The sequence below is a fragment of the Kitasatospora sp. NPDC096204 genome (assembly GCF_044763205.1).
Lineage (GTDB): Bacteria > Actinomycetota > Actinomycetes > Streptomycetales > Streptomycetaceae > Kitasatospora.
This window is the reverse complement of the sequence record NZ_JBIWFT010000041.1, coordinates 16,013-28,953: the sequence shown is the minus strand read 5'-3', so window position 1 is coordinate 28,953 and position 12,941 is coordinate 16,013. Positions and strand designations below refer to the sequence as shown.

Below are 12,941 nucleotides of genomic sequence, written 5' to 3'. Positions count from 1 at the left end.
CGGCAACAAAGCTTGCCGGTGTCGTGAGGCGGGCCGCAGCCTGGCGGTGGAGGTGAGCGCCATGGGCGAGACGGCCGGGATCGGGAAGAGCGAGCGCTACGACGCGGTGGTGGTCGGCGCCGGAGCGGCGGGACTGAACGCCGCACTGGTGCTGGGCCGGGCCCGGCGCCGGGTCGCGGTGGTGGACGCGGGGGAGCCGCGAAACGCGCCCGCCGCGCACATGCACGGCTACCTGAGCCGGGACGGCCTGCCCCCGGCGGCGCTGCTGGCGGTCGGGCGGGAGGAGGTCGCCCGGTACGGGGTGGACCTGATCGACGCCCGGGTGGAGCACATCGAGCACATCCGGCCGGAAGGGCCGGACGGGCCGAGCGAGTCGGACGGGCCCGGCTTCGCGGTCCACCTGGCCGGCGGCCCGGTGCTGCACGCGCGCCGGGTGGTCGTCGCCACCGGGCTGCGGGACGGCCTGCCGGAGCTGCCGGGCCTGGTCGAACGGTGGGGCCGCGACGTGCTGCACTGCCCGTACTGCCACGCCTGGGAGGTCCGCGACCGGCCGCTCGGGGTGCTCGGCACCGGTCCCGGCGCGGTCGACCAGGCGCTGCTGCTGCGGCAGTGGTCGGCGGACGTGGTGCTGCTCGCGCACACCCTCCGGCCGACCGACGCCGAGCGGGAGCGGCTCGCCGCCCGGGGTGTCCGGGTGGTCGAGGGCCGGATCGTCCGCCTGGTGTCCGAGGACGGGCGGCTGCGCGGCGTCGAACTCGCCGACGGGCTGGTGGTGCCGCGCGAGGCGGTGTTCGTCTTCCCGCAGCCGGTGCCCAGGGACGCGCTGCTCTTCGGCCTCGACTGCGCCCGGGACGACAACGGCTGGGTCACCACCGACCGGACCGGCCGCACCAGCCTCCCGGGCGTCTGGGCCGTCGGCAACGTCGCCGACCCGCGCGCCCAGGTGGTCACCGCCGCCGGGGCGGGCGCGGCGGCCGCCTTCGCGCTCGACCACGACCTCGTGGCGGAGGAGGTCGACCGGGCGGTGCGGCGGTACCGCGCGTCCGGCGCCGCCCTGCCCGCCTGAGCGGGGAAGCTTTCGTCAACCCACGATCGGAGAATCCGGATGTCAGCGCACCAGCACGACCCCGCCCACTCGCACGGGCACTCCCACGGCCACGGCCACGGGCACGTCCCCGCCGCCGACTTCGACTGGGACGCGCTCGCCGCGCACCTGGAGCTGGAGGCCGACCTGCGGGCCGATGCCGTCACCGAGGCCGGCCGGTGGCTGCTCGGCCTGCACGGGGAGGGCGCGGTGCGGCGGGTCCTCGACGTCGGCAGCGGGCCCGGGGTGATCGCCGGACTGCTGGCGGAGGTCTTCCCGGCGGCCGAGGTGGTGGCCGTCGACCAGTCGGCCGCCCTGCTGGAGCGCGCCAGGACCCGCTCCGGCGGTCGGCTCGGCACCCAACAGGCCGACCTGCCCACCGAGTTCGGCAAGCTCGGCGAGGCCGACCTGATCTGGTCCGGCAACGCCATCCACCACCTGGGCGACCAGCAGGCCGCGCTCAGCTCGCTCGCCGGCCTGCTGCGGCCCGGCGGTCTGCTCGCCGTCGCCGAGAGCGGCCTGCCGGCGCGCTACCTGCCGCGCGACTTCGGCCTCGGCCGGCCCGGCTTCCAGGCCCGGATGGACGCCGCCCACGAGGACGGCTTCAGCGCCATGCGGGCCGAACTGCCCGACAGCATCCGGGAGATCGAGGACTGGCCGGCCATGCTGCGGCGGGCCGGGCTGACCCCGACCGGGACCCGCACCTTCCTGGTCGACCGCCCGGCCCCGCTCGCCGGACCGGTGCGCGGCTACCTGCACACCCAGCTGACCCGGCGGTACGACCAGCTCGCCGAGCAGCTCGACGCCGAGGACCGGGCCACCCTGGAGGCCCTGCTCGCCGAGGACGCCCCGACCGGCATCCTGCACCGCCCGGACGCCTTCTACCTCTCCGCGATGACCGTCCACACGGCCCGCCGGGACTGACCCGCCGGGACCGACCTGCCGGGACCGACCTGCCGGGACCGACCCGCCAGCCGCGGGCCCGTCCGGCCCGCGGCGTCAGCGGGTGAGGAAGCCGGCCACCGTCCGGCAGAACGCGGCCGGGTCGTCCAGCCACGGGTAGTGGCCGGCGGCGGGCTGGACGGCGGTACGGGCGTGGCGGAACAGCGCGGCCGTGGCGCGGACCGCCCCGGGCCGCGGGTCGGGGTCGTACGCGCCGGCCAACAGCAGTGCGGGGGAGGCGAGTTCGGCGACAGCGGCGCGAACGGCAGCGGGTTCGTAGCCGCCGCCGTGGTACCCGGCGGTGGCCGCCGGGTGGCTCTGGGCGGCGCGGGTGGCTTCGTGGGCGCGGGCGACGGCGTCCCAGCGGCCGTGGAAGAGCGGCGCCAGGTCGTCCGCGTCGGCGGCGCCGCCGGCGAAGGCGGTGCGGACGGCGGCCCGGGCGGCCGGGTACCACTCCTCGTGGGTGGCGCCGCGGGCCTCGGCCGCCTCGCGGTAGTCGTCCTCGGTGGAGGCGCCGCCGAGGATCCGGAGGCTGGGCGTGACCAGCACCAGCCGGCCGGTGCGCCCGGGGTGGCGCAGCGCGTACAGGACGGCGAGCGAGCAGCCGGCGGAGTGGGCGAGGAGGTCCACCCGGTCGAGCCCGAGGTGCGCCCGGAAGGCCTCGACGTCCGCCACCTGCCGGTCCACCCGGTAGCTCGTCGGGTCGGCCGGGTGCTCCGACCGGCCCGTTCCCCGCAGGTCGAGGACGTACAGAGCGCGGTGCGCGCCGAGGCCGCCGAGGTCGCCGAGGTACGCGGAGTCGCGCATCGCTCCGCCGGCGAGGACGAGTAGCGGCTCGCCCTCGCCGAGGACCCGGAAGCGGAGCCGGGTGCCGTCGTGGCTGGTGAAGGTCGTCACCGGGTGATCGTGGCAACCGTTCGCGGCCCGGGCAACGGGATTGCGGGCCGGGCAACGGGATTGCGGGCCGGGTACCGTCGGGGCATGACAGCGAGCGAGCAGCGCTTCGTCGTGGTGACCACGACCCACGAGAGCGAGGAGCGGGCCAGGGCCCTGGCGTCCGCCGTGGTGCGGGAGCGGCTGGCGGCCTGCGCCCAGGTGTACCCCGTACGGTCGGTGTACTGGTGGGACGGCGAGGTGCAGGACGCCGGGGAGTGGCGGATCGACCTCAAGACCAGGGCCGAACTGGTGGACCGGCTGGGCGCGTTCGTGGCCGGGCGGCACTCCTACGAGACGCCCGAGCTGATCGCCGTGCCGGTGACGGGCGGCAGCCCGGGCTACCTCGCCTGGGTGGCCGGGGAGACGGCGGGGGCGTGACGGCGCCGCGGGCACCACGGCGGCGGGGCCCGGGATCCACCCCGGGCCCCGCCGCCGTGCGTCCGCTACTCCGCCGAGCCGCCGAAGCGTTCCGTCCAGGCCGCCACGTCGTCCTCCGTGACCTTGGCGAACAGCACCGGCGGCACCGTGAACGCCGTCCCGGCCGGCACCAGGTCGAGCGCCCGGGCCTCCTCCGGGGCGATCCAGTCGCGGGTGGCGGCCGGCGAGTCCTCGGGCAGTGCGAAGGCCCCGCGCATCGCCGCGGCCGTGGCCGGGACGAACGGCTCGGAGACCACCGCGTAGAGGTGGATCAGGTTCATCGCGGTGCGCAGGGTCAGCGCCGCCGCGTCCGGGTCGGTCTTCACCTGGAGCCAGGGCGCCTTCTCGTCCAGGTACGCGTTGCCCGCGCTCCACAGCGCGCGCAGGGCCTGCGCCGCCTTGCGGAAGTTGAGCGCGTCCAGCTGGGCCTCGTACTCGGCAAGCAGGCCGGCGATCTGCTCGCCGAGGCGCTGCTCGGCCTCGCCCGGCGCGTGCCCGCCGGGGACGTCGTCGCCGAAGCGCTTGCGGCTGAAGGAGAGCACCCGGTTGACGAAGTTGCCGAGGGTGTCGGCGAGGTCCTTGTTGACCACCGAGGCGAACAGGTCCCAGGTGAAGCTGGAGTCGTCCGACTCGGGCGCCTGCGCCATCATGAAGTAGCGCCAGTAGTCGGCGGGCAGCAGGTCCAGGGCGTCGTTGCCGAAGACGCCGCGCCGCTGGCTGGTGGAGAACTTCCCACCGTAGTACGTCAGCCAGTTGAAGGCCTTGACGTAGTCGACCTTCTTCCACGGGCGGCGCGAGCCGAGCAGGGTGGCCGGGAACATCACGGTGTGGAACGGGACGTTGTCCTTGCCCATGAACTCGGTGTACCGGACGGTCTCGTCGGCCTCGTACCACCAGGACTTCCAGTCCCGCAGCTGCCCGGCCGGGGCCGCGTCCGCCCACTCCTTGGTGGCGCCGATGTACTCGATCGGGGCGTCGAACCAGACGTAGAACACCTTGCCCCCGGCGGCCAGTTCGGGCCACACGTCGGCCGGCACGGGGACGCCCCACTCCAGGTCGCGGGTGATCGGGCGGTCCTGGAGGCCTTCGGTCAGCCACTTGCGGGCGATCGAGGAGGCGAGCACCGGCCAGTCGTCGGCGTGGCCGGCGACCCAGTCCTCGACCTCCTCGGTGAGCTTGGACTGGAGCAGGAACAGGTGGCGGGTCTCCCGGACCTCCAGGTCGGAGCTGCCGCTGATGGCCGAGCGCGGCTCCAGCAGGTCGGTCGGGTCCAGCACCCGGGTGCAGTTCTCGCACTGGTCGCCGCGGGCCTTGTCGTAGCCGCAGTGCGGGCAGGTGCCGACGATGTAGCGGTCCGGCAGGAAGCGGCCGTCGGCGTTGGAGTACACCTGGCGGATCGCGCGCTCCTCGATGAAGCCGTTGCGCTGGAGTTCGCGGGCGATCTCCTGGGTGATCTCCCGGTTCTGCGGGGAGGAGCTGCGGCCGAAGTGGTCGAAGGAGAGCTCGAAGCCGTCGTACACCGCCCGCTGCGCGTCGTGCGCCCGGGCGCAGAACTCGGCGACGGGCAACCCGGCCTCCTGGGCGGCGAGTTCGGCGGGCGTGCCGTGCTCGTCGGTGGCGCAGATGAACAGCACCTCGTGCCCGCGTCGGCGCAGGTAGCGGGCGTAGACGTCCGCCGGGAGCATGGACCCGACCATGTTGCCCAGGTGCTTGATCCCGTTGATGTACGGAAGGGCGCTGGTGATCAGGTGCCGAGCCATCCTCGGATGCTCCGATTTCTCCCGCACGCGCACCCCCACCCGGAGTGCCGTGCCAGGCGCAGGGATCCACTGTGAGCCGCAAGCCTAGCGGGCGGTCGGGCGCCGGGCCGGGACGTCACGGCCGGGTGAAGTCGCCGTACCGGTCGAACTCCCCGGACTTCACCCCGCGGACGAAGGCGGCCCACTTGCGCGGGGTGGTCCGTACGACGACCTCGGGCCGGTCCGACTCGCGAATCTCCACCAGCTCGCCCGCCGACCTGACCTCGACGCAGTCGGTGCTCTCACCGCTGGCCGAGGCCTTGCGCCAGCCACTCATGCGAAGTCTTTCAGTAAGGCCCGGATGAAGTCCCGGGACTCGTCCGGTCCGAGCGCGATCGCCGCGGTCTCCTCCTTGATCCGGCGGTAGGAGGCCAGTTCGACCTGGGTGTGCACGAACGTGGGCCCGTGGGAGAGATCGATCTGGACGGTGTCGAGTTCCGGGACGGGACCGCGGGCGAGGTACAGGCTCTCCCCGGAGCCGGTGTAGGTGGGCACGCTGAAGGGGATCACCCGGATCTCCACCCCGGGCCTCTCGGAATTCGCCAGCAGGCTCCGCAACTGCTCGCGCAGCACGTCCGGTCCGCCGAACTGCATGCGCAGTGCGGACTCGTGCAGGAACGCGCTGTACGGCTTCGGGTGGTCGTCGAAGAGCTGCTGGCGCCGAATCCGGAACGCCTTCCGGACCTCCGCCTCCTGCCGGTACTGCGGGGGCAGCCGCTCGAACACCGCGGCGGCGTACTCCGGGGTCTGCAGCAGTCCGGGGATGAAGGTGCTGTTCAGGATGGACAGGGAGGACGCGTGGTGTTCCATCTCCGCGATGTCGATGATCGCGCTCGGCAGTCGGCCGCGGTAGCCGTCCCACCAGTACTTGCGCCGGTCCTGCGTCATCGCCAACAGGGCGTCCAGATAAGGGCCGTCCTCGCACGCGCAGGTGCGGGCCCAGATCCGGAGCCGCTCGGCGCTGATCCCCGACTTCCCGTTCTCCATCTGGGAGATCTTGGGCAGGTCGGTGCCGATGGTGGCGGCCAGGCTCTTGGGCGTGACGCCCACGCGTTCGCGCATCCTGCGCAACTCGATCCCGAGGCGCTGCTGGCGCACGGTCGGCGACAAGCGGGGTGGCATGACTCTCTTCTCCGGGTCGCGGCTGGCGTCGATGCTTCCGGTGAAGTGTGCCGCGCACACAGGGCCCTAGCTACTGAAACGGGGGATACCCCACGATGGAGTGAACGTCCTCGCGCTCGGTAGCAACTCTGGCACCTTGACCCTATGGTCGTCCGTGTCACTCGCTGACTTGTTGCCGTCTAAACAGTCGTCAATCGGCCCTCGACCGGCCGTAATGACACACCAGATGCATGGTCGCGGCACCCGAAATCACCGACCGGAGACTGCCATGCCCCTCCCCTCGCCACCAGGCCCTTCCCGCCGGCCCCACCCTCCCCAGCGCTTTTCCGCATCCGGGTGAATGCGCTTCTCGTCGCCGGACTGTCGGCGCTCCTGCTCGCCGTCCTGTTCGTCGGCTGGCTGGTCTGGCTGGTGAACATCCAGCCCTATGAACTCCGCGCGGCGAAACGCGAGTTGGCTGCGGCCCATGCCGCCCGGGGCAAGCGGAAGTAGTCGCTGCGGGCCGGGCCGCCGGGGCGCGGCCCGGGGCCGGACCGCGCCTCAGCCCCGGGAAAGCCGTTCGGTCAGACGGGACTTGGCCGCCGGCCACTCGTCGGCGAGCATCGAGAAGTAGGCGCTGTCCCGCCAGGTGCCGTCGGGGCGCCGGCGGTGGCGGCGGAAGGTCCCCTCGTACTGGGCGCCGAGGCGCTGGATCGCCGTGCGGGAGCGCTCGTTGCGGGCGTCGGTCTTCCAGAAGACGCGGCCCATGCCGAGGTCCTCGAAGGCGTGGCCGAGCAGCAGCAGCTTGGCCTCGGTGTTGACCGCCGTGCGCCAGACCGAGCGGGCGTACCAGGTGCCGCCGATCTCCACGAACTCGTCCTGCGCGGTGAAGTCGTGGTAGCCGGTGGCGCCGACGGCCCGGCCGGTCGCGAGGTCGACGGCGGCGAAGTTCACCGACTCGCCCGCGGCCGCCTCCGCGATCCGGGTGTCGACGATCGCGCCGAACTCCTCCTCCGAGGCCGGCGGGAGGTGCATGGTCCAGCGCCAGACCTCGGGCTCGGAGCCGACGGCGGCCCAGAGGTCGGCGAGGTGGCGGCGCTCCAGCGGCTCCAGGCGGATGTGGCGGCCGGTGAGGACGACGGGTGTGGGCAGCTTCGCGGTCATGATCCAAAAGTAGCCCGGCTCTGCATTAGAGGCAATAGATGTTTGAACTAGTGCAAAACTGGGGGGCGGGCAAAGCGAAGGGCCCCGCGGGACGGTGCGTCCTGCGGGGCCCTCGAAGCGCTCGGGCTCGGAAGCTCGGGCTCGGATGTCCGGGCTCAGATGAACGAGTTGATCTGGATCGTCTCGTCGCGGCCCGGGCCGACGCCGATGGCCGAGATCGGGGCGCCCGACATCTCCTCCAGCGCCTTCACGTACGCCTGGGCGTTCTTCGGCAGCTCGGCGAAGGACTTCGCCTTGCTGATGTCCTCGGTCCAGCCCGGCAGCGTCTCGTAGATCGGCTTGGCGTGGTGGAAGTCCGACTGGTTGTAGGGGAGCTCCTCGACCCGCTTGCCGTCGATCTCGTACGCGACGCAGACCGGGATCTGCTCCCAGCCGGTCAGCACGTCCAGCTTGGTGAGGAAGAAGTCGGTGAGGCCGTTGACCCGGGTCGCGTAGCGCGCGATGACGGCGTCGAACCAGCCGCAGCGGCGGTCGCGGCCGGTGGTGACACCGCGCTCGCCACCGATCCGGCGCAGCGCCTCGCCGTCCTCGTCGAGCAGCTCGGTCGGGAACGGGCCGGAGCCGACGCGGGTGGTGTAGGCCTTGAGGATGCCGATGACCCGGTCGATCTTGGTCGGGCCGATGCCGGCGCCGGTGCAGGCGCCGCCCGCCGTCGGGTTCGACGAGGTCACGAAGGGGTACGTGCCGTGGTCGACGTCGAGCAGGGTGCCCTGGCCGCCCTCCAGCAGGACGACCTTGTTCGCCTTCAGCGCCTCGTCCAGGACGAGGGTGGTGTCGGAGAGGAAGGGCCTGATCTTTTCCGCGTAGCCCAGGTACTCCTCGACCACGAGGTCGGCCGGGATGGTGCGGCGGTTGTACAGCTTGACCAGGATCTGGTTCTTGTCGTGCAGCGCCGCCTCGATCTTCTGGCGCAGGATCGACTCGTCGAACAGGTCCTGGACCCGGATGCCGACGCGGTTGATCTTGTCCGCGTAGGTCGGGCCGATGCCGCGGCCGGTGGTGCCGATCCGGCGCTTGCCGAGGAAGCGCTCGGTCACCTTGTCCAGGGTGCGGTGGTACGGCGTGATCAGGTGGGCGTTGCCCGAGATCAGCAGCTTCGAGGTGTCGATGCCGCGCTCGTTCAGGCCGGCCAGCTCGGAGAGCAGCACGGCCGGGTCGATCACGACGCCGTTGCCGATGACCGGCGTGACGTTCGGGCTGAGGATTCCGGAAGGGAGCAGGTGCAGGGCGTACTTCTGGTCGCCGATGACCACCGTGTGACCGGCATTGTTGCCGCCCTGGTAGCGGACCACGTAGTCGACGGAGCCTCCGAGGAGGTCGGTGGCCTTCCCCTTGCCCTCGTCTCCCCACTGAGCACCAACGAGCACGAGTGCCGGCACAGGCGTACACCCCTTCCGGTTGGGGCATCCTGCGTAGGCCGCAGTCTGCCCCGAGATAGACGAAGCCCCTGGCGCAATGGCGCAAGGGGCTCTTGCACCGAGAGATTACCTGAGGAAGGACCGGTCGTGTCGTCCCTGTCCACGCCTGCTACCGGCGGCCCGGAGCCGCTCCTGCTGCTCCTCGACCCGGTGGCCCGGCAGACCGACGGCGAGTCGGTGCGGATCGCGAAGGACGTGCTCTGCGGGGGTGCGGACGCCAAGGTGGCCTTTCCGGAGAACCCGTCCGAGCTCGACCGGGTGCTTTCGCATCGGGGTCGGAGGCGACCGGTCGTGATCGGTTCCGACCTCGCGTTGCAGAGGGTGCTCCAGGCCCTGCATCGCCAGCGTGAGCTGGGTGCCGAACCGGTCGGGATGGTTCCGGTCGGGCGCTCGGAGGAGCTGGTCGCGGCCCGCGCGCTCGGGGTGCCGGGGGAGCCGGTCCGGGCCGCGCGGGCGGTGCTGTCGGGCGCGCCGCGCCGGCTGGACCTGTTGGTGGACGACGGGGGCGGGGTGGCCCTGGGAGGGGTCCGGATCACCGGCGGGGGCACGCGTCGGCCGGTGGGCCGTACGGGCGGATGGCGTTCGCTATGGGCGAAACTGGCTGCGGCCGAGCAGGCGAACGTGCTCACCCCGGACGGCACCGACCACAGCTCCCGGGTCCGGGTCGAGGCCGACGGGCGGCTGCTCGCCGACGTCCACCGGCCGGTCCGGCTGGTCCAGGTCACGCTCCCGTCCGGCGCCTCGGACGGGACGGGCGAGATGGAGGTGGTGGTCGCCGCCTCCGGCGACCTGGTGCGCGCCCGGGCGGCGAGCGTCTCGGTGGTCGGGCGCGGCTTCGGCTACGAGGCGGACGGCCACCCGGTCGGCCCGGTCCGGGCCCGGACCTGGACGGTGCACCCGGGTGCCTGGGGCCTGCTGCTGCCGGCGGCCTGAGTCGGTGGCCCGACGGCAGCGGCGAGGAGATGTGACCGGCGGGCGACCGGCGGGGGAAGCCCGGGTGAGCAGGCTCACGTTCCGCCGTGCCCCGACCCCTCCCGCCGCAGGTGCCGAACTCCCCAACAGGCGCGAACCGCAAGGCCAACCGCCACCCGTCGGAATTCCCCCCACCCGAAATCCCGGACCTGTAAGGGGTTTTGTCTACGCGCGTTAACTCGTGGTCGGCGGACAAACCCCCAGTCCCGGGGTCCGGAAGCCCTGGTCAACTGCCCTAGACTCGAAGGCGTGCCACGTGGTGACGGAAGACTCAACCACGATCTTCTTCCCGGTGAGAAAGGCCCCCAGGACGCTTGTGGCGTCTTCGGTGTCTGGGCTCCCGGCGAGGAGGTCGCCAAGCTCACGTTCTTCGGCCTTTACGCCCTGCAGCACCGCGGTCAGGAATCCGCGGGCATCGCAGTGAGCAACGGCTCCCAGATTCTCGTCTTCAAGGACATGGGGCTCGTCTCCCAGGTCTTCGACGAGGCCTCGCTGGGGTCGTTGCACGGGCATATCGCCGTCGGACACGCCCGCTACTCGACCACCGGTTCCTCGGTCTGGGAGAACGCCCAGCCGACCTTCCGGGCGACCGTCAACGGTTCGCTGGCCCTCGGGCACAACGGAAACCTGGTGAACACCGCCGAACTGGCGGCCATGGTCGCCGAGCTGCCCGGCGAGGAGCACGTCTCGCGCTCCGGCCGGACCGCCGCGACCAACGACACCGACCTGGTGACGGCCCTGCTCGCCGGCCACCCGGACCTCTCCATCGAGGAGACGGCCAAGGTCGTGCTGCCCAAGGTCAAGGGCGCGTTCTCGCTCGTCTTCATGGACGAGCACACCCTCTACGCCGCCCGCGACCCGCAGGGCATCCGCCCGCTGGTGCTCGGCCGGCTGGAGCGCGGCTGGGTGGTCGCCTCCGAGACGGCCGCGCTGGACATCTGCGGCGCGTCCTTCATCCGCGAGGTCGAGCCCGGCGAGCTCATCGCCATCGACGAGAACGGCATGCGCAGCTCCCGGTTCGCCGAGGCCAAGCCAAAGGGCTGCGTGTTCGAGTACGTCTACCTGGCCCGCCCCGACACCTCCATCTCCGGCCGCAACGTGCACCTCTCCCGCGTGGAGATGGGCCGCCGGCTGGCGAAGGAGGCGCCCGTCGAGGCCGACCTGGTGATAGCGACGCCCGAGTCCGGCACCCCCGCCGCGATCGGCTACGCCGAGGCCAGCGGCATCCCGTACGGCTCCGGCCTGGTGAAGAACGCCTACGTGGGCCGCACCTTCATCCAGCCCAGCCAGACCATCCGTCAGCTCGGCATCCGGCTCAAGCTCAACCCGCTGCGCGAGGTCATCGCCGGCAAGCGCCTGGTGGTCGTGGACGACTCGATCGTGCGCGGCAACACCCAGCGCGCCCTGGTGAAGATGCTGCGCGAGGCGGGCGCCGCCGAGGTCCACATCCGGATCTCCTCGCCGCCGGTGAAGTGGCCCTGCTTCTTCGGCATCGACTTCGCCACCCGCGCGGAGCTGATCGCCAACGGCATGACCATCGAGGAGATCGGCCGCACCCTCGGCGCGGACTCGCTCGCCTACATCTCGATCGACGGCATGATCGAGGCCACCAAGCAGCCCAAGGACAAGCTCTGCCGGGCCTGCTTCGACGGCGAGTACCCGATGGAGCTGCCGGACCCGGCCCTCCTCGGCAAGCTCCTGCTGGAGGCCGAGATCAAGGGCGGCCAGGCGCAGCCCGCCGTCCGAGGCAAGCCGACCAGCGGCAGCGACCTGGACGGCGTCCAGTCGCTGCTCGGCGGGGCGGGCGCGGCCGACGCGCTGCGCCGGCCGTAAGCGTTCTCACGGTGGGGTCCCGAGAAACGGGGCCCCACCGCTGTTCCAACCCCCACCTGACCCGAGAGGGCCGCACGCAGTGACCAGCAACCAGAACGGCGCCACCTACGCCGCCGCCGGCGTCGACATCGAGGCGGGCGACCGCGCCGTCGAGCTCATGAAGCAGTGGGTGAAGAAGGCCAACCGCCCCGAGGTGGTCGGCGGTCTCGGCGGCTTCGCCGGCCTCTTCGACGCGTCCGCCTTCAAGAACTACGAGCGGCCGCTGCTGGCCTCGGCCACCGACGGCGTGGGGACCAAGGTGGCCATCGCCGCCGCCATGGACAAGCACGACACCATCGGCCACGACCTGGTCGGCATGGTCGTCGACGACCTGGTCGTGTGCGGCGCCGAGCCGCTGTTCATGACCGACTACATCTGCGTCGGCAAGGTCGTCCCGGAGCGGGTCGCCGCGATCGTCAAGGGCATCGCCGAGGGCTGCGCGCTGGCCGGCTGCGCCCTGGTCGGCGGCGAGACCGCCGAGCACCCCGGCCTGCTGGGCCCGGACGAGTACGACGTCGCGGGCGCCGGCACCGGCGTGGTGGAGGCCGACGCGCTGCTCGGCGCGGACCGGGTCCGGGCCGGCGACGTGGTGATCGCGATGGCCGCCTCCGGCCTGCACTCCAACGGCTACTCGCTGGTCCGCCACGTGCTGCTGAACGAGGCCGGCTGGAAGCTGGACCGCAAGGTCGAGGAGTTCGGCCGCACCCTCGGCGAGGAGCTGCTGGAGCCGACCCGGATCTACTCGCTGGACTGCCTGGCGCTCACCCGCGCCACCGAGGTGCACGCCTTCTCGCACGTCACCGGCGGCGGCCTGGCGGCCAACCTGGCCCGGGTCATCCCGGACGGCCTGCACGCCCGCCTGGACCGCGGCACCTGGACCCCGCTGCCGGTCTTCCAGACCGTCGCCGAGGTGGGCCGGGTGGCCACCCTGGAGATCGAGAAGACGCTGAACATGGGCGTCGGCATGGTCGCGGTCGTCCCGCCGCACTCGGTGGACGTCGTGCTGTCGATCCTGGAGGACCGCGGCGTGGAGGCCTGGCTGCTCGGCGACATCGTCGAGCGCACCGACGAGCACGAGGACGGCGCGGCCCTCTACAACGCCTACGAGGGCTTCCGGGCGAGCTGACGCCCACGTGGCGAGCTGACCCGCACGTGACGACGAGAGGGCCCCTCCGG

13 protein-coding genes are annotated in these 12,941 nt (G+C 72.4%); 7 read left to right on the top strand and 6 right to left on the bottom strand.

Annotation, left to right across the window (positions count from 1 at the left end; all coding sequences use genetic code 11):
* The first annotated feature begins 61 nt into the window (after window positions 1–61).
* Complete coding sequence (locus ACIQ87_RS33215; protein WP_402414157.1) at window positions 62–1,066, top strand: NAD(P)/FAD-dependent oxidoreductase; 1,005 nt, start codon at window positions 62–64, stop codon at window positions 1,064–1,066.
* Window positions 1,067–1,105: 39 nt separating this feature from the next.
* The gene (locus ACIQ87_RS33210) at window positions 1,106–2,008 is read left to right on the top strand and encodes a class I SAM-dependent methyltransferase (protein ID WP_402414155.1); all 903 of its coding nucleotides are present in this window, start codon (window positions 1,106–1,108) and stop codon (window positions 2,006–2,008) included.
* Window positions 2,009–2,083: 75 nt separating this feature from the next.
* On the opposite strand, the gene ACIQ87_RS33205 is transcribed toward ACIQ87_RS33210, so the two are convergent.
* Complete coding sequence (locus ACIQ87_RS33205; RefSeq protein WP_402414152.1) at window positions 2,084–2,923, bottom strand: alpha/beta fold hydrolase; 840 nt, start codon at window positions 2,921–2,923, stop codon at window positions 2,084–2,086.
* 84 nt (window positions 2,924–3,007) lie between these two features.
* Between ACIQ87_RS33205 and cutA the strand changes: the two genes are divergently transcribed.
* Entirely contained in the window at window positions 3,008–3,340 is a 333-nt protein-coding gene (gene cutA / locus ACIQ87_RS33200; RefSeq protein WP_402414149.1) for a divalent-cation tolerance protein CutA, read from the top strand.
* A 65-nt stretch (window positions 3,341–3,405) separates the two neighbouring features.
* Here the strand turns inward: cutA and metG are convergent, their stop codons facing one another.
* The 3 genes from metG to ACIQ87_RS33185 all read right to left on the bottom strand — a co-directional run bounded on the left by metG (window position 3,406) and on the right by ACIQ87_RS33185 (window position 6,300).
* Complete coding sequence (metG, locus tag ACIQ87_RS33195) at window positions 3,406–5,139, bottom strand: methionine--tRNA ligase (RefSeq protein ID WP_402414146.1); 1,734 nt, start codon at window positions 5,137–5,139, stop codon at window positions 3,406–3,408.
* A gap of 115 nt (window positions 5,140–5,254) precedes the next feature.
* Window positions 5,255–5,455, bottom strand: coding sequence for a DUF397 domain-containing protein (locus ACIQ87_RS33190; protein WP_392881754.1), 201 nt, complete (start codon window positions 5,453–5,455; stop codon window positions 5,255–5,257).
* Entirely contained in the window at window positions 5,452–6,300 is an 849-nt protein-coding gene (locus ACIQ87_RS33185; protein WP_402414143.1) for a helix-turn-helix domain-containing protein, read from the bottom strand. The genes ACIQ87_RS33190 and ACIQ87_RS33185 overlap by 4 nt, the downstream gene beginning before the upstream one ends.
* Before the next feature lie 336 nt (window positions 6,301–6,636).
* Between ACIQ87_RS33185 and ACIQ87_RS33180 the strand changes: the two genes are divergently transcribed.
* Window positions 6,637–6,792 carry a hypothetical protein gene (locus ACIQ87_RS33180; protein WP_402414140.1) on the top strand — a complete coding sequence of 52 codons (156 nt, stop codon included), beginning with the start codon at window positions 6,637–6,639 and terminating at the stop codon, window positions 6,790–6,792.
* Between the two features lie 48 nt (window positions 6,793–6,840).
* Here ACIQ87_RS33180 and ACIQ87_RS33175 read toward each other — a convergent pair whose 3' ends face one another.
* Together ACIQ87_RS33175 and ACIQ87_RS33170 are read right to left on the bottom strand one after the other, a co-directional pair.
* Window positions 6,841–7,443, bottom strand: a complete 603-nt coding sequence (locus ACIQ87_RS33175; RefSeq protein ID WP_402414137.1) for a GNAT family N-acetyltransferase — start codon at window positions 7,441–7,443, stop codon at window positions 6,841–6,843.
* Window positions 7,444–7,598: 155 nt separating this feature from the next.
* A complete protein-coding gene (locus ACIQ87_RS33170; RefSeq protein WP_402414134.1) occupies window positions 7,599–8,882 on the bottom strand; it encodes an adenylosuccinate synthase in 1,284 nt (427 codons plus the stop codon).
* Between the two features lie 126 nt (window positions 8,883–9,008).
* Here ACIQ87_RS33170 and ACIQ87_RS33165 point away from each other — a divergent pair, with 126 nt between their 5' ends.
* The 3 genes from ACIQ87_RS33165 (at window position 9,009) to purM (ending at window position 12,891) form a co-directional block, all read left to right on the top strand.
* Entirely contained in the window at window positions 9,009–9,854 is an 846-nt protein-coding gene (locus ACIQ87_RS33165) for a diacylglycerol kinase (protein ID WP_402414131.1), read from the top strand.
* A gap of 288 nt (window positions 9,855–10,142) precedes the next feature.
* On the top strand, window positions 10,143–11,726 hold the full coding sequence (gene purF / locus ACIQ87_RS33160; RefSeq protein WP_392881767.1) for an amidophosphoribosyltransferase: 1,584 nt from the start codon (window positions 10,143–10,145) through the stop codon (window positions 11,724–11,726).
* A gap of 79 nt (window positions 11,727–11,805) precedes the next feature.
* Entirely contained in the window at window positions 11,806–12,891 is a 1,086-nt protein-coding gene (gene purM, locus ACIQ87_RS33155; protein WP_402414128.1) for a phosphoribosylformylglycinamidine cyclo-ligase, read from the top strand.
* Window positions 12,892–12,941: the final 50 nt, after the last annotated feature.